The sequence below is a fragment of the Deinococcus taeanensis genome (genome assembly GCF_020229735.1).
In the GTDB taxonomy this organism is placed as follows: domain Bacteria; phylum Deinococcota; class Deinococci; order Deinococcales; family Deinococcaceae; genus Deinococcus; species Deinococcus taeanensis.
The window spans coordinates 2817501-2839603 of the sequence record NZ_CP083455.1 but is presented as its reverse complement, the minus strand read 5'-3'; the positions used below and the strand labels follow the sequence as shown (position 1 = coordinate 2839603).

Below are 22103 nucleotides of genomic sequence, written 5' to 3'. Positions count from 1 at the left end.
TCACTGCGCGCTGCCCCCACGCGCCACAGGAGCCCCGCTGAATGCCTCACCCCTCCCCTCCCTCTCCCCCGTCCTCCAGTCCCCGCCCCGCCCTGCGCCACACGCAGGGCATGACCACCCTGGTCACCGTCCTGGGCACCTGCCTCGTGATCGCCGTGCTGCTCTCCATGACCGCGTCCGTGCTCCTCGGCAACCAGCGCGGCGCGGCCGACAACCGGCTGATCCTGGAGACGCAGTACGCCGCTGAATCCGCCCTGGCCCGTGCGCAGGCCACCGCTGACCAGTTCGCGGACGCCCTTAACAGCATCGTGATTCCCCCCGGCACGCAGCAGAGCACCGTCCTGAGCCAGATGGGCGTGCTGTGCAGTCTTCCCGGTCCCGTGACCCTGCCCCCCCAGGTGCCCAACCTGCCCAGGACCGGCAGCCGCCTGTGCAACCCCCCAGGCCTGACCGGCACTGCGCGGGACGCGCAGCTGGCCTTCCTGCGCGACAACGCCGCCAAGCCGGCCGGCTGGAGCGACGCGGCCTGGAAAAGCCACTGGAGGGCCATGTTCGGCGGTCAGAACGGCGAGGTGCTCAAGCGCACCGACGCGAGCCCCAGCACGGCCACCGGCACCATGGACACCGAGGTTCAGGGCGGCCTGACCATCACCGAACTGAAAATCACCCCGGACAACAAACTGCACCTGATGCTGCAAACCACGCCGCTGATCGCGACGGCCACCCTGACGGTCGGCAGCCGCGTCGTCGCGCAGCGCCGGTACTCCTCGGGCGGCGCGCAGACGCGTGAAATCGTGATCTCCCAGCCGCCCTTCTCGCAGTACCAGTACTTCGTGAACCGCCGCACCCTCCCCTCCGGGGGCCGCCTGGTGTTCTGGGATCAGGACACCTTCGAAGGTCGCGTGCACGCCAACGGCACCGCCGGCTCCACGGCGCCGCTGTTCTGGGCCAGCAGCGTGAACGCCGGTCCACGGTTCCTGGGGCGGTACACCTCCACCAGCACCACGCTGGAATACTCCACGGCGGCCCAGCCTGCTGCCAGCACCATGTTTCAGGGTGGCCACCAGCTGGGCGTCGCCCCCATCGCGCTGCCCACCAATGCCAACAACCAGCGCCTCGCCACCACTGGCATTCTCCCCGGGCACTGCAGCGACACGGCCACCTGCCTTGCCAGTACCTTCGGCCCGAGCGGCACAAACGGGGTGTACTACGCCAGAGGAACCAGCGGCGCGCCGAACAGCGCCACCACCTTCGGTCAGAGCGGCACCGGCGGGATTTACGTGAAAGGCAACGTGGAGAACCTCACGCTCTCCAAGAACGGCACGTACCAGCGCATCGAAATTGTGCAGGGCGGCGTCACCACCCGCTTTGAGCAGACCGGCCCCACCAGCTGGCAGGTGTACGAGAACGGCGCCCTGCGCAAGACCATGACCGGCACTTTCAACGGCATGATCTTCGTGGACGGCGCCATCGGGACAGCGGCCCCCGCCGGGACCGGCGGCCTGAAAGGCAACGGCACCAGCGACCCGGACATCGCGGCCGACACCCAGCTGACCGTGGCCGCCTCAGGCGACATCTTTATCAAGGATGATCTGACCTACACCGACAATCCCCAGACTGAACCGGGCGCCCGCAACGTCCTGGGGGTGTACTCCGAAGGGGGCAACGTGAAGGTCAACGGTCCGCTGAACCGCGACCTCACCATTGACGGCACCCTGATGGCAGCCGCCGCCGGCAAGGGCTTCGGCACCGTGGACTACACGACCCGGCGGACCACCTCGAGCGTCACCCCGAAAATCAACATCACGGGCGGCATCATCGAGGAGCAGTCGCAGGGCGTAGGAACAACCGGCACGCCTGGCAACGGCTACTCCCGTAACCTCCGGTGGGATGAGCGCCTCGCGAGCAGTGTCACGCCCCCGTTCTTCCCCACGCAGGGTCAGTACGACGCCAAGCCGGACTTCACGGACCTGAGCCAGCCGCGCACCTTCCGCGCCGAGGGCATGTGACGCCCGCCCGCCCGGCCCTTCAGGGCTTCACGCTGCTTGAGGCGCTGCTGGTCCTCTCCATCCTGGGCATCATGCTGGGTGTCGGCGCCTACAGCATGCTCGCCTACCTCGGTTCCCGGCAGCTTCAGGAGGGCAGCGCGCAACTGGCCAGCGACCTGGAGCGGGTGCGCAGCGGCGCGCTGCGGTACAACACCAGCGCCACGTTCGAGCTGCTGGACGCCCGTTCGTACCGGCTGACCATCAACGGGGCGGCGGTCACGGCGGTTCTCCCCTACAATCTCACGCTGCAGAATGCACCCTTAACGCTAACCTACAGCGCGCCGTACAGCGAGCTGAGCTCGGCGCCCGTCACGCTGCTGCTGCGGCATCCCCGGACGACCCGCACGGCGCAGCTGCGCACGGTCGGCGTGACCGGAAAGGTGGTCCAGGATGGTTCCTGAGCGTCATACACAAGGTTTCACCATCCTGGAGGTGCTGGTGTCCATCGCGGTCCTGGCGATCGTGCTGGTGATGGTGTCCTCAATCATGACCGGGCTGTTCAGCAGCAACCGGCAGGTGGAGCAGCGGCAGAACCTTTCGGTGCGCCTGCAGGAAACGGCGGAGGACCTGCGCCGGCACTGGCTGGACCCGGCGGCCGTGAGTCCCACTGAGACGCGCGGCACGTACCGGTTGCGCCGCACCTGCCTGGAAGGATTCACTGTGCCCGCCGGCATGAACGTCACGGTCTGGGACGTCACGCCGGACGGGCAGGGGAACTTCACGGTCAGCAGCAGCTACGCACTCAGCAGCGACTGCGCGGCGGCCACGCAGCGGCCCAACCAGAGCGTGCGCCGGGTCCGTATTCAGACGAGCGGAGGCGGCGCGAGCAACGAAGTGACCTTCGAGATGTACGGCGGCTGACTGTGCGGACTCTCTTTTCCCCTGAGCGCCGCCAGGCGGGCCTGACGCTGATCGAGACGCTGATCACGATGGCTCTGGGCCTGCTGATCCTCACCGCAGCGTACTCCCTGACGCAGAGCACCGGGCAGGCCAGCGCGCTGCTCACCGCGCGCACGCAGCTGCGCGGGGACGCGCTGATCAGCACGCAGCTGCTGGCCGCGCGGCTGCGTGAGGCCTGCGCGGTCTACCCGCAGGGCACGAGTCTCACCCTGCCGGCCGTGAGCGGAACCCGCAACGCTGCGGGCACAACCACGTGGCGGGCCGGCACGAATTTCGTGGCGGTGATCGTCCCCCCGCGGAGCACCGATTCGAGTGACCTGCCCACGCTGTTCGCGTACTACCTGCTGCCGCGCGGCACGTACAACGCGCAGATGCCCGCGCAGCAGAAAATCTCCGCAGCCGGCAACGCCCAGGCGCTGATGGAGTTCCGCGTGCCCCTGAGCAGCGCCACGAACCCCTGCAGCACGCCGCTGGGCGTGAGCCTGACGGCCACGGGCGCGCGGGCCCTGCTGCTGTCCGATGACGTGCGCACGCCCCAGGCGGCCGAGCCGGTCTTTACGGTCGAGACGGACAGCGCCGTGTCGTTCCGCCTGCGGTTCGCCAAACAGGTGGGCAGCCAGGAGGCGGTGTACCCGCCGCTGGGCCAGGCGCCGGTGCGGGCGGCCGTGGTGGGCCGGAACGTGCGCTGAGGTGACGCGGCGGCCTCACCGCAGACAGCACCACTTTGTTTTTCACTGTAGGCAGTAGAGTATGGGCGTGACGTGGCTCAAGCCGGTGGAGATAGGTCAGGACGCGCAGGCGGCCTTTAATGAATTCCTGCGTGACCTGGACGCGCGCCTGGCCGACCCGGGCGCTGACCGTTACGTTCTGGCGGCCGAGGTGCTCGCGCAGATGATGTACGGCCGTTCCTACGCGCAGCTGCAGGCCGACGCGCCCCTGGCGGCGCTCAACGTGGACGCGCGGAACGTAACCTTCGAAGCGGAGTACTACATGGCCACCGACGCCGAGCAGTTCGGCCGGGTCAAGCCGCTGCTGTGGCTGTGGAAGAACGCGGACCTGACGCCGGTGGGCCAGAACCCGGTGCTGGGCATTCCGCTGCGGCGGGTGCTGGCCGGGCACGTGTTCCGCCGGGTCGGGCAGGAGTTCAAATGCTGGCAGAACGTGGAGTTCAGCGTCGGGTACAACATGGAGGTGGGCGACCACGTGGTGGTGCACCGGCACGTGCTGCTCGACGATATCGGCGGGATTGAACTGCACGACAATGCCAGCATCAGTGACTACGTGAACGTGTACAGTCACACGCACAGCGTTCTGGACGGTCCGGACGTGACCCTCAAGCGCACAGTGATCGGCCGGGGCGCCCGTGTGACGTACCATTCCACGGTGCTGGCCGGCAGTGTCATCAGTGACGACGCGATGCTCGCCACCCATGCCCTGCTGCGCGGGGATATTCCCCCGCACGGAATCGCGATGGGCGTTCCGGCGCGCACCACCCGCTTCAAGCTGCGCCCGCCGACGCAGGCGCACGTGGATTCCCGGTCCTTTGAGCGCGCGCCGGAACGCAAGGCGAACCCCGAGTACCCCGAGCCCACCCCCGTTCAGACGCGCCGGCCGGCCGAGGAAGACGCCACGCCACGCGCCCTGGTGACCGAAGAGCATTGACCGCCTGCAGAGGGGCGTCCGGTGAAGATTACCGGACGCCCCTCTCTGCCTGGCCCGGTGTTACAGCGTGGTGTGCTCACCCGGCTTCAGGACGCGCACGTCCACGCCGCGCGCTTCCCCTTCTCGCCTGAACACGGCGGGGTCGCCCGTCAGCGGGGGGAAGGTGCCGTAGTGCATGGGAACCGCCACACGGGGCCTGAGCAGGTCCAGGGTGCGGGCGGCCTCCTCGGGCCCCATGGTGAAGTGGTCGCCGATGGGCAGCAGCGCGGCGTCAAGTCCGGTGTCGCCGATGAGGCGCATGTCGCTGAACAGGTTGGTGTCGCCCGCAAAGTACACGCGCTGTCCGCCGAGCGTGATGATCAGCCCGGTGGGCATGCCGCCGTACGTGCCGTCGGGGAAGGAGGACGAGTGCCACGCGGGCGTGAGGGTCACGCTGCCCCACTCGGCGCGGTAGGTGCCTCCGATGTTCATGCCGATCGCCTGGGTGGCGCCGTGCTTCTGCGCGTACCCGGCGATTTCGACCGTGGCAATCAGGGGCGTGCCGGCCCGGGCAAATTCCAGCGCGTCTCCCCAGTGGTCGCCGTGCGCGTGGCTGATCAGGACGGCGCTGATCTGCCAGTCCCGGGCCTGCTGCAGGGTCACGCTGGCCTGCGGGTTGCCCTGGATGAACGGGTCGATCAGCAGGCGGTGCTGCTGGGTTTCGAGCATGAAGGTGCTGTGGCCGATGAAGTGAATGTTCATGGGTGTCCTCCTGGCTGCGGCTCAGCATAGGCCGCGGGCACCAGCGCAAGGTAGTTGGTTTTGTGAGGCTGGGTCTGTACGCCGGGCCGCGGTGCGTGTCGTTCCTGGCAGGGGGCAGGAGTCGCCCGACCGTTCTCATGGGGTGCAGACCGTATAGTGGGCGCGGTCCGCTGCTTGCCCCGTCTGCCGCCCTGCTCGCCGTGAAAGGAGTACCTGCCCCCCCATGCCGCCGTTTGGACAGGTGAGTGTCCGGGACGTTCTGGACATCCTGCTGGTTGCGTTTCTCGTGTACCAGGGGTACCTGCTGGTTGCGGGGACACGCGCGGTGAACGTGGTGCGCGGCATTCTGGTGTTTGCGGGGGTGTGGGTGGCCGCGCAGGTGCTGAACCTGCCGACGCTGAGCTACCTGCTGGGACGCGCAGGCACGGTGGGGATCTTCGCGCTGATCGTGCTGTTTCAGCCGGAGCTGCGCGCGGCGCTGGAGCGGGTGGGGCGCCCACGCGGACGGGATATGGGGGCCAGCGGCGCGGCGCTGCAGGATCTGGCGCGGGCCATGGAGCGCCTCGCGGAGCGCAAGACGGGCGCACTGATTGCCATTGAGCGCCGCACCCCGCTTGGGGAGTACGCCTCGACGGGGGTGTCGCTGGACGCCCTGGTGAGTGTGCCGTTTCTGGAGGCCCTGTTTGCGCGCAACGCGCCGCTGCATGATGGCGGGGTGATTGTGCAGGGCTCACGGGTGATCTCGGCGGGGTGCCTGTTCCCGCTGCAGTCCAGTGACGGCACGTACCGCCGCTACGGCACGCGGCACCGCGCAGCGATCGGCCTGTCCGAACTGACGGACGCGGTGGTGCTGGTGGTCAGCGAGGAGCGCGGCAGCATGCGCGTGGCGCTGGGGGGGCGGCTGGGGCCGGACCTGAACGGCGCGGAGCTGCGTGAACAGCTGCGCGCGCTTGTGTACGATCACGATCCGTACCCGCCGCTGCTGGCGCGTGAACGGGCCGCGCCGCCGGACACCGACCCTGACGCCCGGCCGGAGGAGCGGGCGTGAGGGCGCGCGTCTCCCGGCTGGGCCGCTGGCTGCGTCCGCGGTACGCGTGGGCGCGCTTTACGCACAACCTGCTGCCGAAACTGCTGGCGCTGGGCGTCTCCCTGACGCTGTGGTTCGTGGCGACCGCCGACCGGCGTGCGAACGTCGAGCAGGGGTTCGATGTGCCGGTTGAGGTGCGGGACACAACGGGAAACGGCGAGGAGAAACGCGCCACGAGCGCGCTGAGTCCGTCGTCGGTGCGGGTGATTCTCTCCGGGCGCCCGGAGCGGCTGCGGGACGTGCAGCCGGACAGCATCGAGGCGACGGTGGATGTCACTGACGTTCCGGAAGGCAGTTTCACGCGGCCTGTCTCGGTCACGGCGCCGGGCGGAACGGAGGTCCGGCGCCTGACGCCCACGCGCGTGCAGGGGTTTGTGGACACGCTGGTGCAGCGGACCCTCCCGGTGACGCTGAGTGTGACGGCGCCGCCCGATTCAAGTCTGCCGCGCTATCAGGTGACGCCGGGTGAGGCGACCGTTTCCGGTGCCGGGCGCGTGGTGAGCGCGGTGGCGCGCCTGGTGACCAGTCCCGCGGCGCTGAACGTCGGCACGGAGCTGGAGGTGCCGCTGGTGCCGCTGGACGTGACGGGACTGCCGGTGGCGGGCGTGAGCGTCAAGCCGAATACGGTCACGGTGCGCCGCCTGGACATGGGGGAACTGCCGGTGAAGACCCTGCGGGTGGTGCTGAATGACCCGCCGGCGAACCTGCAGGTCACGGCGGTGAGTGTGCAGCCCAGCGCGGTGCGGGTGGTGGCGGCGCCGGAACTTCTGGGGCGCCTGCGGGAGGTGACGGGAACGGTCACGTACCGGCCGGGCACGTACACGGCGGCAGTGCGGCTGAATATTCCGGCGGGCGCGCAGGCGCTGGAAACCGTGAGTGTGCGGCTGACTGTGCGCGCGCGGACGGCGGCACCTGCACGCTGAATGCCGGGCGTGCGTCAGCGGCGGGTCAGAAAGTGACCCGGATGTCAGCTGAGGGCCTCGCCGGGGCGTATAGTCTGGATCATGATGTGGAGAAGCGGCCACATACTGTCGTGATTGCTCAGCTCCTCGTCCCGCCACCCAGTGTGGCGGCCTGGACCGGCTGGGAGGAGCGCGTGCGCCTGATGGTCAGGCCACGGCGCTACGAACACGTGTTGCGCGTGGCGGAACTCGCTGCGCAGATTGCCCGTGCCAACGGGATCGACGATATGCGCGCCTACGCGGCCGGGGTCCTGCACGACATCGCGCGGGACCTTCCGGACAGTGAACTGCTGCGCCTGGCGCCGCCCGAGTGTGACATTGACGCAGCGCACCCGCTGGCCCTGCACGGCCGCGCGGCCCGGACGCTGCTGGAACGCTGGGGCTACCAGGACTGCATGGTGCTCGAAGCGGTGGAGGACCACACCACCGGCCCGCGCGGCGGCAACCCGGTGTCCTCATGCGTGTACATTGCCGATGTGTCTGAACCCGGGCGCGGCGTGAACGCCGACATCCGCGAACTGGCCCTCACCGACCTGAGCGCCGCGCTGGAGCGCGCCATCGTCTCGAAAGTGACCTACCTGCAGGGCCGCGGCATTCAGGTGCACCCGCGCACCCTCCAGGCCTACCACGCGCTGCCCTGTAACGCCCACCTGTGCTCCACCGTGCCCCTGACGTGACCCGGCGCCCCGATCCTGCCCCCCGGATTGCCGGGCTGCGCGCCGTGCAGGCGTTCGGCCTGACGCTCGCCACCCTGTCCCTGGCGGGCTTCGCGCTGCTCAGCGGCGCCGGGCCGACCACCATGGCCGCCAGCCTGAGTGGGCAGGCGCCCAGCTTCACGCTGCTGATCGCCGGGCGGGACATCGTGTACTGCTACTACCAGCAGCCCTGCAGGAACCAGGACCAGCGCACAGGGCTGGCGCAGCCGCCGAACACCGACACGATCATGCTGGTGAAGGTGCAGGGCACCCGGGTGCACGTGCTGAGCATCCCGCGTGACACGAACGTGGGTCCTTTCGACCGCTCCCGGTCGGTGGCGCAGCAGAAGGTCAACAGTCAGTACTTCTCGGGCGGCCCGCAGGCCCTGGTCCGCGCGGCCGAGACCATCACCGGAGAGCACGTGGATTCGTACGTGATCGTGCGCACCGACTACGTGGAACGCGTGATCGACGCTCTCGGCGGGCTGGACGTCACCGTGCCGGAGCCTGGCATCGAATGGGTCGACCAGGCCGCGGGCGTGAACCTGAAACTCGCGCCCGGCACGCACCACCTCGGCGGTCAGCAGGGCGTGCTGTTCCTGCGGGTCCGCAAGGGGTTCGGGGATGACTACGGCCGCATCGACCACCAGAAGCAGGCGCTGACGCAGCTTGCCAACCGCCTGCGCACCCCGCAGGGGCTCGCGGCGCTGCCCACCATCCTGGGCGGCATCGGCAACGGCGTGGAAACGAACGTGGACCCCGGCGTGATCGCCGCCATGCGCCCGTACCTGGGCCAGATGAAACTGAGTTTCGCCACGCTGCCCACCGACGACATCCCCGGCACCTTCAACCTGGCGGTGAACCGTGAGCGGCTCGCGCAGATCTGGGGGGACGCCCCGACCACCGCCACGACGCCCGGCGTGCACGTGAAGGTGGTCGACGCCAGTGGCGTGAATCTCGGGCCTGCGCTGGCGCGCGCCCTGAACGCCCTGGGTTACCGCGACGTGCAGGTCAGCCCGGTGCCGCGAAGCCGCGAAGCCAGCCAGGTGTTCACGCAGCAGGACGTCGCGGAGGCGAACCTGCTGGCCGGCACGCTGAACCTGCCGCGCCTCCAGGGGGAACGCTTCCCGGTCACGGCCGGCGAGGTGGGCGTGCTGCTGGGCGAGGACGCCGCCTCATCCCTGGGGGCCTTGAGGGGGTTGCTGGGCCCCGCCGCTCCCTGAGGCGGCCCGGGGTCAATCCCAGGTCAAGGCGCAGCGCGGCGCGCGCCCTGTAGACTGACCTGTTGCGCGACGCGCCCGCCCCCGATCCGTCCTCTCATCCCCTGGAGACTCCATGACCCCTGATTCCCACACCCTGAACCAACTGCGCGCCATTGTGGACGCCGCCCGTGAACGCCGCGCCGAGGACGTCACCGTCCTTGACCTGACTGATGTGAGCAGCACCCTCGAGTACTTCGTGATCTGCACCGCCACCGCGGGCCTGCAGCTGAACGCCGTGCAGGAGAACATCCGCGAAAAGGCGCAGGGAACCGGCCTGCCCCGCCCCAGCGTGGAGGGCCCCAGCGAACGCTGGCTGCTGCTGGCGTTTGGGGGCGGCATCGTGGTGCACATCATGACCAAGGACGCCCGCGAGTACTACGACCTTGAGGGCCTCTGGAGCGACGCGCGCGTCCTGGATTTCCCTGAAGTGCAGGCCTGACCGTCACCCCAGGACAGCGGCGCCCCGATACAGGGCGCCGCTTTTATTCCGCGTGAGCCCGGCTGTCCGGTGGGCCGGTCCCGGCGTCCTGAACGGCGCTGGCAATCGCGGCGGGCAGCTCACGCGCCACGCGGTCCAGGGTGCGGCCTGCGGCGGCGCGGATCATCTTCTCGAAAGCGGCGCCGCCCCAGCCCTGCGCGTCCGGCGTGGCGAGGTGCGCGCGGAAGTGAAACGCGAACGTGAGCGTGTCGCCCTGCGCGCTCGCCTGACCGGCCACCTCCACCCACGCCCGCTCGCCCGTCAGGGCAGCCGGAGTGAGGGTCGCGCCGTCCGGGGTGAGGCCCAGCGTGCTGTGGAAGGGCAGGTCCACCTCACCCAGGCCGGGCAGCGGCACGAGCAGTTCGCCGCGCACGCCGTCCGGCCCGGCGTGCAGGTTCCGCAGGAAACGCAGGTGCGACAGGGCCCGCGCGGGGTTCTGCACGAAGGCCAGAGCGGCGGCCGGCGCGCCGGTCCAGGGAAGCGTGAAGTGCTGCGTGGCCTCGACGATCACACGGCCCTCACGGCTAGTCGACCCACTCGATCACCACGCGGTTGTCTGCCAGGGCGGCCTGCAGTTCGGCGTCTCCGGCGCTGCGCAGGCGCGGCAGGTGAGCGAAGCGCGGCGTGGCAGACGCGAAGCCCAGGCGTACAATCACGTCGTCACTGGCCTCGTCCTTGCCGATGCGCCACACCAGCTGCCCTCCCAGCGCCTCAAGCGCCCGGGCGAGGTCCGGCGTGACCGGCAGGTCACCGGGGGGAACGTCACCGGGCAGATCGGTCATGGGGGCATTGTACGCGCCCCGCCCCGCGGCGTAGAACGGAATCATGACAGACCCCATCAGCTGGCGCGCCCTGGAAACCCGGGTGGGCCTGAATGACCTGCCGGCCTTTCACCGGGCGTTCCTGACGTGGCGCGGTGTCGAGCGCGCCGCTGACATGCCCCTGCGGCGCGTGCAGCAGCGCGTGGAGGCTGAACTGAACCGCCTGGTTCAGGCCGGGCAGGGCCGCCGGGACGGCGAGGACTGGCACCTGGCGCCTGAGGCGCTGGCGGGGTTCCCGGCGGCCCTGCCGTTCGTGTCCTGAGGGGAGGCGCCGTATTCTGAGGGGATGAAGGTGACCCGATGAGTCTGCGCATCCTGGGCGGCACGGCCAAGGGCCGGTCCCTGCAGGTGCCGGACAGTGCCCGGCCCAGCGGTGCGCGCGTGCGTAAAAGCCTGTTCGATCTGCTGTCTGCGCGCGCGCCGGCCGGGCGGTACCCGCGCTTTATCGATCTGCACGGCGGCAGCGGCGCTATCGGCCTGGAAGCCGCGAGCCGTGGGTACAGCGTGACGCTGGTGGAACGGGACGCCCGGGCGGTCCGGGCGCTGGAGGCGAACGCCCGGGCCCTGGACCTGCGGGTCCGGATCGTGAAAGGAGACGCCGCGGCGCTTCTGGGGCGTCTGGGGCCGTTCGAGGTGGTGTTCAGCGACCCGCCGTACGACGCGGATATTCCCGCGCTGACCCTGAAACTGCTGCGCAGCGGCGTGGTGGCGCCGGCCGGTCTGCTGGTCTGTCAGCATCCGGACCGCGCGCGCCTGCCGGACCATGCGGGTTTCACGCGGGAAGTCCGTGAGTACGGCAGCAACAGCCTCACGCTGTACTGGCGCGGAGCGGGCGGCGCAGCTGGTGAAGGGGCCAGTGTGGACGAGGAGTCCGGCGCGGAATTGGAGTAAGGTGTCAGGGTTATGAACGCTGTCTTCCCCGGGTCGTTCGACCCCATCACGAGTGGGCACATGGACGTGTTGACGCGTGCCGCACGGATTTTTGATCACGTGACGGTCACCGTAATGCATAACGCCCGCAAGCAGGGCCAGCACCTGTTCACCCTGGACGAACGCTCGGAGATCCTGCGGGAGGCGACCGCGCATTTCGGGAACGTCAGCGTGGACACCTTCGGGGGTCTGCTCGTGGACTACATGGCGGGGCAGGCGCCGGGCAGCGTGATTCTGCGCGGCCTGCGGGCCGTGTCGGACTACGAGTACGAGTTGCAGATCGCGCACCTGAACCGGCAGATCGGGGACGCCGAGACGGTGTTTATCATGGCCGCCACGCGCTGGAGCTTCGTGAGCAGTTCCATGGTGCGCGAGATCGCCAGTTACGGCGGGGACGTCAGCGAGATGGTGCCGCGCGCCAGTGCGGCGGCGCTGCGCCGCAAGCACGAGTCGGTGTACGCCGAGCGCGCGGCGGAGAAGGCCCGCGTGGCGGCCCTGGAACCCTGAAGCTGCAGGGTTCGTGTTCCCGGCAGCATGACGGCGAAAGTGGCGCCCCCGGACACTGCCGGGGGCGCCACTTTCGCCGTATAGGCGTTCAGCGCTGCGCGGCAGCCTTCAGCGCCTGGGCCTTGCTGGTCTGTTCCCACGGGAACTCTTCGCGGCCGAAGTGTCCGTACGCGGCGGTCTGTGCGTAGATGGGGCGGCGCAGGTCGAGTTCCGCAATGATCGCCTGGGGACGCGCGTCGAAGTGCTCGGCCACCAGCGCCGCGAGGCGTTCGTCGCTCACCGTGCCGGTGCCGTAGGTGTCGACGCGCAGACTGACGGGCCCGGCGCGGCCGATGGCGTACGCGACCTCCACCAGGGCGCGCCGGGCCAGGCCGGCCGCCACGATGTTCTTGGCGATGAAACGCGCGTAGTACGCCGCAGACCGGTCCACTTTGGTGGGGTCCTTGCCGCTGAACGCCCCGCCGCCGTGCGGCACGGCGCCGCCGTAGGTGTCCACGATGATCTTGCGGCCGGTCAGGCCGGTGTCGCCGTGCGGCCCGCCGATCACGAAACGGCCGGAGGGGTTGATGAAGTACTTGGTCTGCACCGTGAGGTACTCGGCGGGAATCACCGCGCCGATCACGTGCTCGATCATGTCGGCGCGGATGGTCTCCTGCTCGACATCGTCGCTGTGCTGGGTGCTGATCACGACGGTGTCGACCAGGGTCTCGGTCGCCTCGTGCGGTTCGCCGTTGCGCACGACCGTCACCTGGGCCTTGGCGTCCGGGCGCAGGTAAGGCAGGGTGCCGTTCTTGCGCAGTTCCGCGATGCGCCGGGTGAGGCGGTGCGCGAGGCTGATGGGCAGCGGCATGAGTTCCGGGGTTTCGTCGGTGGCGTAGCCGAACATCAGGCCCTGGTCCCCGGCGCCCACTTCAGAGTGCGCGTTCTCGGGGCGGGCGCGTTCCTCGTCGGTCATGGCGCGCCACTCCTCGCTGTGGTTCACGCCGCCCGCGATTTCGGGGCTCTGTTCGTGAATGCTGACCAGCACGGCGCTGTACTCGGCGTCAAAGCCGTAGTTGGCGCGGGTGTAGCCGACCTTCATGACGGCGTCACGCACGGTCTTCTGCACGTCCACGTGGGCACGTTTGGCCGTGACCTCGCCGGCCACGACGGCCATGCCGGTGGTGAGGAGCGTCTCGACCGCCACGCGACTTTCGGGTTCCTGGCGCAGGAACTCGTCGAGGATGCTGTCCGAGATGAAGTCGGCCAGCTTGTCGGGGTGCCCTTCGGACACCGATTCCGAGGTGTAGTACTTCCGCATATGGCTCCTTGCGTGCGGGGGGGCGTCTCACAGAACCGCCTGGAGAGGGATGTCGCTGCGGTCCCCGCACGGCCTGCCCGGTCGCGGCCGCAAGAAGGGCTGCGCGGGCAGTGGCAGTCGCCAGCGTACTCCAGGAACCCCCGCGCAGAAAAGGACGAAGGCCCGCCCCTGGGCGGGGGTCACGCGGCGGGCTGACACGCGGCTGACGTGGCCGGTCAGAATGAGGGCAATGAGCCACGTCGTTGTCATCGAGGACGAGGGGACCGTGCGGGACGTCCTGCGCTTTCACCTGGAGCGGGCGGGGCTGCGCGTCACGGCCCTGGAGTCCACCGGGGGTGGGCTGGACGCCCTGAACGGCGCGGACGCGCTGGTGCTGGACTGGATGCTGCCGGGCGAGAGCGGCCTGAGTTTCCTGCGGCGCCTGCGGGGCGATCCCGAACTGCGGCGCATGCCGGTGCTGATGCTCACGGCGCGGGCCGCGGAAGCCGAGCGGGTTGAGGGCCTGGAATCCGGCGCGGACGATTACCTGACCAAGCCGTTTTCAGCGGCGGAACTCGTGGCGCGCGTGCGGGCCCTGCTGCGGCGCTCACAGCCGGAGGTGCCGCCCCTGATGACGAACGGTCCCCTGAGCGTGGACGTGGGGGCCGCCGAGGCGCGCGTGGGGGGGCGGCGCATGAATCTCACCCGGCGCGAATTTGACCTGCTGGCCTTCCTGACGCAGCACGTGGGCCGCGTGTACTCCCGGACGGAACTGCTGGACCGGGTGTGGGGCGCGGACTTCCTGGGTGGTGAGCGCACGGTGGATCAGCACGTCACGCAGTTGCGCGCGCACCTGGGGGACGACCCTGGAAAACCCGGGTTTCTGGAGACCGTGCGCGGCAAGGGCTACCGCATGCGGCCCTGGGCGGACGGCGCGTGACGGGCGTGGATCCGCAGGGCCCGGCGTTCGCGGCGCCCGCAGATCACTGGATGGACGCGCTGCCGCAGGCGGTGCTGCTGACCGGCGGCGGGCGGGTGACGCGCGTGAACGCGGCGGCCGCGCGGCTGTGGGGGGTGCCGCAGGAGCGCGCCGCGGGCCGCCCGGTGCTGGAGGTGGTGCGCCGCCACACGCTCGAGACCCTGCTGGAACGCGGCGGGGAGCTGGAACTGGAGGTCACGGGCCGCACGCTGCGCTGCACGGCCACGCGAGACGGGGAACACGGCGCGCTGATCGTGGAGGACGTCACCGAGCACCGCCGGCGCGAGGCGGAGCTGCGCGAGGCGACGGCGGTGCTGTCGCACGAGTTCCGCACGCCGGTTGCGGCGCTGCGCGGCGTGCTCGAGGCGCTGGAGTACGACATGCCGCGGGCTCTGTCGCAGAATTTCGTGCGGCAGGGCCTGCAGGAAACTGAGCGGCTGGCGCGCCTCGTCGAGGATCTCGCGGTGGGGTTCCGGCCCACCCGCGCCCGGACGCTGCCGCTGGCTGAGGCGTTCGCGCGCGCCGAGCGGCTGCTGGCTGCCGACCTCACCACCCGCCGCGCCAGCGTGACGTTCGGGCAGGATCACCTCGTGCGGGCCGATCCGGACAAGCTGCTGCAGGTGCTGCTGAACCTGATCGAGAACGCCCTGAAGTACGGTCCGGCCGCGCAGCCCGTTGAGGTGCTCACCGCCGAGCGGGGCACCTGGGTGGAGGTCAGCGTGCTGGACCGCGGCACGCCCATCCCTGATACGGAGAGCCTGTTCAAGGCGCACACGCGGGGCCGCGCCGCGACCGGGCAGGGCAGCGGGATGGGGCTGTACATCGTGCGCAGCATCGTGCACGGCTGGGGCGGGCAGGCCTGGGTGGAGCGGCGTGGGGAGGCCAACGCGTTTTGTTTCACGCTGCCCGGTGTGGGCGGCCTGACCTGAAGGGGACCCGCCGGCGGCCCGCCCGGGTGGGACGGGCAGCTGACGGGACCCTGACACGCCGCGCCTGCGCGGGGTGCTACGTTCATGAGGAGGAGTTGTCATGCGTGAAGCGCTGGAAAACGATCTGCGTGCCGTTCTGAACGGCGCCCTGAACATGCTCGGTACGGTCGAGCGGATGCTGCCCGTCGCGGGCGAGGTGCTGCTGCGTGAGAACGTGGAACGCCTCGCGGAGGTCCGCGCCCTGGACCGCGAGGTGGACGCGCAGGAAGCGCAGATCGAGGCGGAGTGCCTGCGGATCATTGCGCTGCACCAGCCGGTCGCGCGGGACCTGCGGATGGTGGCGCTGATCCTCAAGAGCCTCAGTGACATCGAGCGCATGGGGGACTACGTGGTGCACGTCGCTGAGGACGGCGCGGAGCTCGCGCAGGCGCCGGCGCTGAAACGCTACGTGAACCTCTCGCGGATGCTCGACCGGCTGGGCGAGATGAGCCGGAATCTCCGCACCGCGATTGCCGACCGCGACGTGGCGCGCGCCGAGACCACCATCCAGATGGACGACGAGGTGGATGACCTGTACGAGCAGATCCAGCGGGAACTCGTGACGTACATGCTGGAGGATCCACGCAACATCAGCAAGGCGCTGATGCTGATGCGGGTGGGCCGCAGTCTGGAACGCGTGGGGGACCATATGGAGAACATCTCCGAACGCGTGCGCTACTGGGTGACCGGACAGCGCGAAGGCTGACCCCGGCGCCCGGCACGCCCACACCGGGCGCCGGACCCGCCGGCCGCTCTAGACTCTGGGGCGTGAATGCGTTGAGTGCGAAACCTGCCGTGCTGGTGATCGTGGGGGGCAGCATGGCCGCCGTGAAGGCCCCGTCGGTGCTGCGCCGCCTGCGGGAGCGGGGCGCAGACGTGCGGGTCATTGCCACGCGCGCAGCGCTGCAGTTCATTACGGAGCTGTCACTGAGCACGGCCGCGGACGGCCCGGTGGGTACGGACGACCACTGGTTCGAGGCCCGGCCGGACGCGCTGCACCTCACGCACGCCCGGGTGGAGGCGGCCGTGGTGGTGGGCGCCTCAGCGGAACTGCTCGCCGGCGCCGCGCACGGGCACGCCGGCGAGCTGGCCCTGGCGACCCTGCTGAGTGTGCGCGCGCCCGTGCTGTGGGTGCCGGCCATGAACGAGGCCATGTGGACGAACCCGGCAGTGCAGGCGAACGTGAGCACCCTGCGCGGCTGGGGCCACCGGTTCCTGGGGCCGGAGGAAGGGGCGTTCGGAACCCGTGGCGAGGGCCAGGGCGTGGGCCGCATGAGTGAACCTGACGCCATTGCGGACGCCGTGACAGCGCTCCTCTCCCCTGCCCCGCCACGGGACCTGGAGGGGGTGCGGGTGGTGGTGTCGGCTGGCCCCACCCGTGAGTATCTGGATCCGGTGCGGTTCATCAGCAACCCGTCGAGCGGCAAGATGGGTTTCGCGGTGGCGCAGGCGGCGCGTGACCGGGGGGCGGACGTGACGCTGGTGACGGGTCCCGTCACCCTGCCGGATCCGCCCGGCCTGCGGGTGGTGCGCATCGGGTCGGCGCTGGAGCTGCGGGACGCCGTCCTGAGCGCCGCGCTTGGTGCGGACCTCGTGGTGATGACGGCGGCGGTCGCGGATTACCGGGCGTCGCAGCAGAATGGGGAGAAGCAGGCGAAGGTGGCGGGGGACGTGACAGTGCACCTCACGCCCAACCCGGACATCCTGGCGGAGCTGGGCCGGGAGAAGGGCAGGCGGGTGCTGGTGGGGTTCGCCATGGAGACGCATGCCGGCGTGGAGCGCGCGGCCCTCAAGGCGCAGCGGAAGAATGCGGATTTTATTCTGCTGAATTACCCCACGCGGGAAGGCACGGCTTTTGGGGGGGAGGACAATCAGGTGACGCTGGTGCGACCTGACGGCTCGTTCGAGGACTGGCCGCGCCTGAGCAAGCGTGAGGTGGCCGAGCGGCTGCTGTCCGAGGCGGCGAGGCGGCTGCCGGTCCGGACCTGAGGCCCGGGCCGCACCCCCACCTTGATTGAATTATTCACTGCATATGCATATGATGTGAGGAATGGCGGGAGCGCTCAGCAAGGAACAACGACAGAAACGCATTCAGGACATCATTGCCCGCGAAAGCATCAGCACCCAGGGAGAACTCGTCGAGCGGCTGCAGGCCGACGGCATCCGTGTCACGCAGGCCACCGTCAGCCGGGACATCAACGAACTGCGTCTCGTGCGCCTCCCGGTCGGCAAGGGCCGGCACCGCTACGCCCTGGCGCAGACCGCCGGGCACACCGACGCCGAGGAGGAACTCGCCCGGCTCTTTCAGAACTTCGTGCATGACATCGACCGCGGGGAGAACCTGCTGGTCATCCGGACTGCCGAGGGGCACGCGAGCGGCGTGGCGCTGCTGCTCGACCGGGTGAGGCGCGACGACATCGTGGGCACCCTGGCCGGGGAGGACACCATTTTCGTGGTCGCGCGCACCACGGGGGATGCGGAGAACATCATGGAGGAATTTCACGCCCTGATGCTTGGCTGAGCGGCGCGTCCTGTCCGCAGGGGCAGGCGGGGGAGGAGCCAGGCATGCTCCGATTTCCTCCCCCGCCGCTTTCCGCGCACAGTTCAGGGCACGTCATCCTCACCAAGTTCCGGAACGTTCCCGACGGGTAACTGCACGTGCGCGGTGGTGCCCTGGCCCACCTCACTCTCCAGCCAGATGCGGCCCCCGTGCGCGTCCACGATGCCGCGCGCGATGCTCAGCCCCAGGCCCGCGCCGCCCTGATCGCGGCTGCGGGAATCCTCCAGACGGTAGAACCGGTCGAAGAGCCGCTCCAGCTGATCGGCAGGAATGCCCGGGCCGTCGTCCTGCACGCTCAGGCGCACGTCGCCGTCTGTGCGGGTGCTGCGCAGCGTCACGGTGTGCGCTCCGGCTTTCAGGGCGTTACTGACGAGATTGATCAGCACCTGTTTCAGGCGGTCGGCGTCCCCTTCGAAGGTCACGTCCTCGCCCTCGCTGAGCAGCGTGGTCTGCTGCGCCTGTGCCAGCGGCGCGAGTTCACGCACGATGTCCGAGAGGAACAGTGCCGCCAGGATCGGTTCGCGCCGCAGGGCCAGCGCGCCGCTGTCCGAACGGGCCAGTTGCAGCAGGCTGGCGATCAGGTTCGTCAGGCGTTCGGATTCACTGCGGATGATGTTCAGGCTCTCCTGCTGCTGCCCGGTGGGGTTGGTTCGGCGTAGCAGGTAGCTGGCATGTCCGCTGATCGCGGTGACTGGGGTGCGCAGTTCGTGGCTGGCGTCGCTGGTGAAGCGGCGCTGCGCCTCGAAGCTGCTCTCCAGGCGGCCGAGCATGGCGTTCAGGGCCATGGCCAGAGACTCCACCTCATCTCCGGTCTGCGGCACGGGGACCCGTTCGGTGAGGTTCTGTCCTCCGATTCGTTCCGCGGCGCGCTGCACGCGCCGCAGAGGCAACAGGGCCTGCCCGGCCAGCAGGTAGGCGCCCGTCCCGGCCGTGAACAGGCCCGTGATGAACAGCAGCACGACCACGTTCTTCAGTTCGTCCAGGGTGTTCTGAACGGTGCTGAGGCTGCGGCCCACGTACACGATGCTCAACCCCGGGTCGCTGGCACGGGTGGGATCCGTGGCGGGCAGCACGCCGGGTGTGGCGCTCAGGGCGCTGCCGCTGTCCGGTGAGACCAGGGGGGCCAGGACCACCAGAAGCCGCATCAGGGTGGGCTCACTGCTGGGCGACAGGGCCACAGGGCGGTTCAGCAGCAGTCGCCCCTCGGCCGAGTTGATCAGCCGGGAGATCTCCGCGTGCGTCAGGGTGATCGGCCGGTCGATGTCCACCGCGAGGGAGCTGCGGCTGCTGGTGCGCAGCGCGTCCAGAAACGCGAAGAGCTGGTTGCGGGCCGCGGGGGTCCGCGCGTCGTTCAGCGCGTCCAGCAGGGACTGCCGGTCGAAGAACTCAATGCGTTCCACCGCCAGACTGGAATTCGGGAAGTAGTAGCGGGCCAGCAGTTTCGCCTGTCCGACGTCCGCGGGCCGCAGTTCGCTGGCGCTGCTGCTCTGCTGCCCCGTGGCGCGCTGCTCACCGTCGGTGGGCAGGCGCGCGTTGGGATCAACGGGTTTGACAAGGTACGTCACGAACTGCTTGTAGGTGGTGTTCAGTTCACTGTCGATGCCGTTCAGGAGGTTGACGCGCATCAGGTACAGCGTGATGACCCCCACCCCGGTCAGCAGGAAGGCCAGCAGGGCCGTGTAGAACAGCGTGAGCCGCCAGCGCAGGGTCACGGGGCGCTCCAGGGGACGGGGCGGGTCATGTCAGGCAGTGTAGTGGCGCGGGGCATGAAGGACAGCAGGGTGAGGTGGGCGCAGGCGCGGCAGCCTGCGCTCACCTTGCCGGACGTTACTCCTCGCGCAGGACGTACCCGACGCCGCGCACGGTATGAATCAGGCGGCGTTCGCCGCCCTCTTCGAGCTTGCGGCGCAGATACCCGATATACACGTCTACAACGTTGCTGCCGCCGGTGTACTCCGGCCAGACCTTCTCCTCAATCTCAAAGCGGGAGAAGACCTTACCGGGGTTACGGGCCAGAAGTTCCAGCAGCTCAAACTCTTTGGCGGACAGTTCCACGCGGCGCCCGCCGCGGAAGATCTCACGGCCATCGAGGTTCATGACCAGGTCAGCCACGCGGACCTCGCCGGTGACCGCCGGGTTCACGCGGCGCAGGTGGGCGCGCACCCGCGCCAGGAGTTCTTCAATGGAGAACGGCTTGATGAGGTAGTCGTCGGCGCCGGAGTCCAGACCCTCCACCTTGTCCTGAATGCCGTCTTTGGCCGTCAGGATGATGATGGGGGTGTTGCTGGTCTTGCGGATGCGCCGGGCGACCTCCAGGCCGTCCAGAACGGGGAGCATCAGGTCGAGAATGACGAGGTCGGGGTTGACTTCACGAAATTTGGACAGACCGGTGACGCCGTCGAAGGCCACTTCCGTGGCGTAACCTTCGGCCGCGAGTTCAAGTTCAATGAATCGAGCGATGTCTTTCTCATCCTCGATGACCAGGACCAGGGGCTTGCGTTCCATGCGGCCAGTCTATGGAGCGTTCTCATGAGAAGCCGGTCTTGGTGCTTAATCAACTTTCATGCGCGGGTACGGCGCACGAACCAGCCGGTGCGCGGTGCAGTGCGCACCGAAGCCCTGCAGCGGCATGGGTGGACACGGCTCAGACATGAGTGAGGGATGTTCCCGGCGGACATCGTCACAGATCAGTGTCTCTCCAGGACACGCCGCGTCGCACAGGCGCCGGGCGTAGTTGACCGGCAGGCCGTAGGCGCTGAGCTGCCCGCCCACCACGCCCATCAGGACCGGTCCACTGGAGATGCCGGCGCGCACGCGCAGGTCGACTCCCAGGTGACCGGCCAGGGCCAGTCGCGCGGCGCGCCCATGGGCTTCCTGCGCGGCGCTACAGGCCTGCACCGCGTGCAGGGCCGGCCACCAGGCCAGGACGGCGTCTCCCTGATGCTGCAGAACCTGGCCGCCCCGCGCTTCCATGGTCAGGATCATGACCTGGACGAATTCCTGCATTAAAGCCATGTAGGCGCTGAGGTCCAGCGTCTGCGCCATGACCGTGCTGCCCACAAGGTCGACCAGCACCATACAGGCGGGGGTGGAGTGGTCCTGTGGGCCAGGGAGGGGAAGAAGCAGATCAGCCATAGCGGGGTGCAGCCATGATGACCCAGCGTGAGAAGAAAAGGAAGAGCAGATTAAATCGATGTCAAAAGGTTCTCTCTGTGAAAAACTCCAAAAACTGTAACTTCCTGAGTACTCGAGCGTTTTATGGCGACACTACGCCACTCAGATCAGAAACCCATGCAGCGGCGGCAACGTCCGGAAGGCCAGCCACTCCCCCACCTGGGCGTCCCCCACCCCACCAAACGACGCCAGCACCAGCGGCAGCCGCGCCTGCACCACCACCGCCCCACGCGGCACAGCCACCACCCGCCCCACCCCCTCCACCGCCGAAACACCCAGCACATGCAGCGTCTCCTGCCCCGACTCACGCACCTCAGTTCCCTCAGGATCCAGTACCCCATGCACCACCACGCGCGCCACACCCGGCCGCGCCGCATACGGCCCACTCCGGTCAAACAAGTACAGCACCCGGCCTCCCACCGCGAACTCCAGCAGCGGACTGCCCTCCCTCTGCGGATACAGCGTCCCCTGCGCCGCGAACTCCGCGTAACGGGACGCGAAATCCCGCTCAGACGTCTCCAGTGTCAACGCTGCTCCCAGGCCATGAACCTCATCATTCCGGCGATTCTAACGCCCGCCGCTCCAACCACCCCAGGTCCGGCCGCTCCACGCCATGCTCATCAAGCACCGCGTCCGCCCGCTCCAGCGCAAACGTTCCCTCCACCTCACGCTGCACGTGAATCAGGCACAGGCCATGCAGCCGCTCCAGCACCGCCCACGGCACACTCCCGGCCCGCTGCTCATCCCGCGCGCGCGCCAGCAGCACCGCCGCACGCCGCTCATCCCCCCCCTCAAACGCCCTCGCCGCCTCCAGCGGCACCCACCTCAGGTCAGCGTGCGCCACGTCACATCCACAACCACACCCGCCAGCATGGTCAGCGCCAGCCACATGTTCGCATCAAAGAACGCCACATTCACACGCGCAAGGTCCTCCGGATTCACGATCCGGTGCTCGAACCACAAAATGCCGCCCATCACCACCGCCGCCAAGTAATACCAGCCACCCGCGCCCGTCAGCACGCCCACCAGCAGCAACAGCCCAAACGTCAG

Annotated in this window: 28 protein-coding genes (1 of these 28 only partly in view); 18 read left to right on the top strand and 10 right to left on the bottom strand. The window is 69.1% G+C overall.

Going from position 1 to position 22103, the window contains the following annotated elements; translation table 11 throughout:
* Positions 1-110: 110 nt before the first annotated feature.
* The 5 genes from LAJ19_RS13725 (at position 111) to LAJ19_RS13705 (ending at position 4610) form a co-directional block, all read left to right on the top strand.
* The gene (locus tag LAJ19_RS13725) at positions 111-2009 is read left to right on the top strand and encodes a DUF4900 domain-containing protein (protein ID WP_225476296.1); all 1899 of its coding nucleotides are present in this window, start codon (positions 111-113) and stop codon (positions 2007-2009) included.
* Positions 2006-2449, top strand: coding sequence for a pilus assembly FimT family protein (locus LAJ19_RS13720; protein WP_225476295.1), 444 nt, complete (start codon positions 2006-2008; stop codon positions 2447-2449). Before LAJ19_RS13725 ends, LAJ19_RS13720 begins: the two co-directional genes overlap by 4 nt.
* Entirely contained in the window at positions 2439-2909 is a 471-nt protein-coding gene (locus tag LAJ19_RS13715; RefSeq protein ID WP_225476294.1) for a PulJ/GspJ family protein, read from the top strand. The genes LAJ19_RS13720 and LAJ19_RS13715 overlap by 11 nt, the downstream gene beginning before the upstream one ends.
* A gap of 2 nt (positions 2910-2911) precedes the next feature.
* Positions 2912-3637, top strand: coding sequence for a PilW family protein (locus LAJ19_RS13710; protein WP_225476293.1), 726 nt, complete (start codon positions 2912-2914; stop codon positions 3635-3637).
* 67 nt (positions 3638-3704) lie between these two features.
* On the top strand, positions 3705-4610 hold the full coding sequence (locus LAJ19_RS13705) for an acyltransferase (protein ID WP_225476292.1): 906 nt from the start codon (positions 3705-3707) through the stop codon (positions 4608-4610).
* Positions 4611-4670: 60 nt separating this feature from the next.
* Here LAJ19_RS13705 and LAJ19_RS13700 read toward each other — a convergent pair whose 3' ends face one another.
* Positions 4671-5351: a metal-dependent hydrolase gene (locus LAJ19_RS13700; protein ID WP_225476291.1), complete on the bottom strand. Its 681-nt coding sequence runs from the start codon at positions 5349-5351 to the stop codon at positions 4671-4673.
* 223 nt (positions 5352-5574) lie between these two features.
* Between LAJ19_RS13700 and cdaA the strand changes: the two genes are divergently transcribed.
* The 5 genes from cdaA to rsfS all read left to right on the top strand — a co-directional run bounded on the left by cdaA (position 5575) and on the right by rsfS (position 9796).
* On the top strand, positions 5575-6399 hold the full coding sequence (cdaA, locus tag LAJ19_RS13695) for a diadenylate cyclase CdaA (RefSeq protein ID WP_225476290.1): 825 nt from the start codon (positions 5575-5577) through the stop codon (positions 6397-6399).
* Entirely contained in the window at positions 6396-7361 is a 966-nt protein-coding gene (locus LAJ19_RS13690; protein ID WP_225476289.1) for a CdaR family protein, read from the top strand. Before cdaA ends, LAJ19_RS13690 begins: the two co-directional genes overlap by 4 nt.
* Positions 7362-7543: 182 nt before the next feature.
* Positions 7544-8077 (top strand): bis(5'-nucleosyl)-tetraphosphatase (symmetrical) YqeK, encoded by a 534-nt coding sequence (gene yqeK / locus LAJ19_RS13685; RefSeq protein ID WP_225523277.1) that lies wholly within the window; start codon positions 7544-7546, stop codon positions 8075-8077.
* Entirely contained in the window at positions 8074-9318 is a 1245-nt protein-coding gene (locus LAJ19_RS13680; RefSeq protein ID WP_225476288.1) for an LCP family protein, read from the top strand. Before yqeK ends, LAJ19_RS13680 begins: the two co-directional genes overlap by 4 nt.
* Positions 9319-9430: 112 nt before the next feature.
* Positions 9431-9796, top strand: coding sequence for a ribosome silencing factor (gene rsfS / locus LAJ19_RS13675; protein ID WP_225476287.1), 366 nt, complete (start codon positions 9431-9433; stop codon positions 9794-9796).
* Between the two features lie 43 nt (positions 9797-9839).
* On the opposite strand, the gene LAJ19_RS13670 is transcribed toward rsfS, so the two are convergent.
* Together LAJ19_RS13670 and LAJ19_RS13665 are read right to left on the bottom strand one after the other, a co-directional pair.
* A complete protein-coding gene (locus tag LAJ19_RS13670; RefSeq protein ID WP_225476286.1) occupies positions 9840-10346 on the bottom strand; it encodes a DUF3809 domain-containing protein in 507 nt (168 codons plus the stop codon).
* 13 nt (positions 10347-10359) lie between these two features.
* The gene (locus LAJ19_RS13665; protein ID WP_225476285.1) at positions 10360-10617 is read right to left on the bottom strand and encodes a DUF3248 domain-containing protein; all 258 of its coding nucleotides are present in this window, start codon (positions 10615-10617) and stop codon (positions 10360-10362) included.
* Positions 10618-10660: 43 nt separating this feature from the next.
* Here LAJ19_RS13665 and LAJ19_RS13660 point away from each other — a divergent pair, with 43 nt between their 5' ends.
* The 3 genes from LAJ19_RS13660 to coaD are packed head-to-tail and all read left to right on the top strand — an operon-like array spanning position 10661 to position 12093.
* Entirely contained in the window at positions 10661-10918 is a 258-nt protein-coding gene (locus LAJ19_RS13660) for a hypothetical protein (protein ID WP_225476284.1), read from the top strand.
* Positions 10919-10956: 38 nt separating this feature from the next.
* On the top strand, positions 10957-11547 hold the full coding sequence (locus LAJ19_RS13655; RefSeq protein ID WP_225476283.1) for an RsmD family RNA methyltransferase: 591 nt from the start codon (positions 10957-10959) through the stop codon (positions 11545-11547).
* Between the two features lie 12 nt (positions 11548-11559).
* Positions 11560-12093 (top strand): pantetheine-phosphate adenylyltransferase, encoded by a 534-nt coding sequence (gene coaD / locus LAJ19_RS13650; protein ID WP_225476282.1) that lies wholly within the window; start codon positions 11560-11562, stop codon positions 12091-12093.
* Positions 12094-12181: 88 nt separating this feature from the next.
* On the opposite strand, the gene metK is transcribed toward coaD, so the two are convergent.
* Complete coding sequence (gene metK / locus LAJ19_RS13645) at positions 12182-13393, bottom strand: methionine adenosyltransferase (protein ID WP_225476281.1); 1212 nt, start codon at positions 13391-13393, stop codon at positions 12182-12184.
* A gap of 229 nt (positions 13394-13622) precedes the next feature.
* Here metK and LAJ19_RS13640 point away from each other — a divergent pair, with 229 nt between their 5' ends.
* From LAJ19_RS13640 to argR, 5 genes are all read left to right on the top strand, one after another.
* A complete protein-coding gene (locus LAJ19_RS13640) occupies positions 13623-14312 on the top strand; it encodes a winged helix-turn-helix domain-containing protein (RefSeq protein WP_225476280.1) in 690 nt (229 codons plus the stop codon).
* A 50-nt stretch (positions 14313-14362) separates the two neighbouring features.
* Positions 14363-15280: a sensor histidine kinase gene (locus LAJ19_RS13635; RefSeq protein ID WP_225523276.1), complete on the top strand. Its 918-nt coding sequence runs from the start codon at positions 14363-14365 to the stop codon at positions 15278-15280.
* A 100-nt stretch (positions 15281-15380) separates the two neighbouring features.
* Positions 15381-16025, top strand: coding sequence for a phosphate signaling complex protein PhoU (gene phoU, locus LAJ19_RS13630; RefSeq protein ID WP_225476279.1), 645 nt, complete (start codon positions 15381-15383; stop codon positions 16023-16025).
* A gap of 62 nt (positions 16026-16087) precedes the next feature.
* A complete protein-coding gene (gene coaBC / locus LAJ19_RS13625) occupies positions 16088-17308 on the top strand; it encodes a bifunctional phosphopantothenoylcysteine decarboxylase/phosphopantothenate--cysteine ligase CoaBC (protein WP_225476278.1) in 1221 nt (406 codons plus the stop codon).
* Between the two features lie 61 nt (positions 17309-17369).
* Positions 17370-17840: an arginine repressor gene (gene argR, locus LAJ19_RS13620; protein ID WP_225476277.1), complete on the top strand. Its 471-nt coding sequence runs from the start codon at positions 17370-17372 to the stop codon at positions 17838-17840.
* Between the two features lie 83 nt (positions 17841-17923).
* On the opposite strand, the gene LAJ19_RS13615 is transcribed toward argR, so the two are convergent.
* The 6 genes from LAJ19_RS13615 to mqnP all read right to left on the bottom strand — a co-directional run.
* Complete coding sequence (locus tag LAJ19_RS13615; RefSeq protein WP_225476276.1) at positions 17924-19591, bottom strand: sensor histidine kinase; 1668 nt, start codon at positions 19589-19591, stop codon at positions 17924-17926.
* 115 nt (positions 19592-19706) lie between these two features.
* Positions 19707-20384: a response regulator transcription factor gene (locus LAJ19_RS13610; RefSeq protein ID WP_010887388.1), complete on the bottom strand. Its 678-nt coding sequence runs from the start codon at positions 20382-20384 to the stop codon at positions 19707-19709.
* A 45-nt stretch (positions 20385-20429) separates the two neighbouring features.
* On the bottom strand, positions 20430-21014 hold the full coding sequence (locus tag LAJ19_RS13605; RefSeq protein ID WP_225476275.1) for an adenylate/guanylate cyclase domain-containing protein: 585 nt from the start codon (positions 21012-21014) through the stop codon (positions 20430-20432).
* Positions 21015-21155: 141 nt separating this feature from the next.
* The gene (locus LAJ19_RS13600; RefSeq protein ID WP_225476274.1) at positions 21156-21581 is read right to left on the bottom strand and encodes a hypothetical protein; all 426 of its coding nucleotides are present in this window, start codon (positions 21579-21581) and stop codon (positions 21156-21158) included.
* A 25-nt stretch (positions 21582-21606) separates the two neighbouring features.
* Positions 21607-21897, bottom strand: coding sequence for a hypothetical protein (locus tag LAJ19_RS13595; RefSeq protein WP_225476273.1), 291 nt, complete (start codon positions 21895-21897; stop codon positions 21607-21609).
* On the bottom strand, positions 21879-22103 hold the end of the coding sequence (gene mqnP, locus LAJ19_RS13590) for a menaquinone biosynthesis prenyltransferase MqnP (RefSeq protein ID WP_225476272.1). 642 nt of this gene lie beyond the right edge of the window; the window shows 225 of its 867 coding nt (coding positions 643-867); the start codon falls outside the window, past its right edge; it ends in the stop codon at positions 21879-21881. The genes LAJ19_RS13595 and mqnP overlap by 19 nt, the downstream gene beginning before the upstream one ends.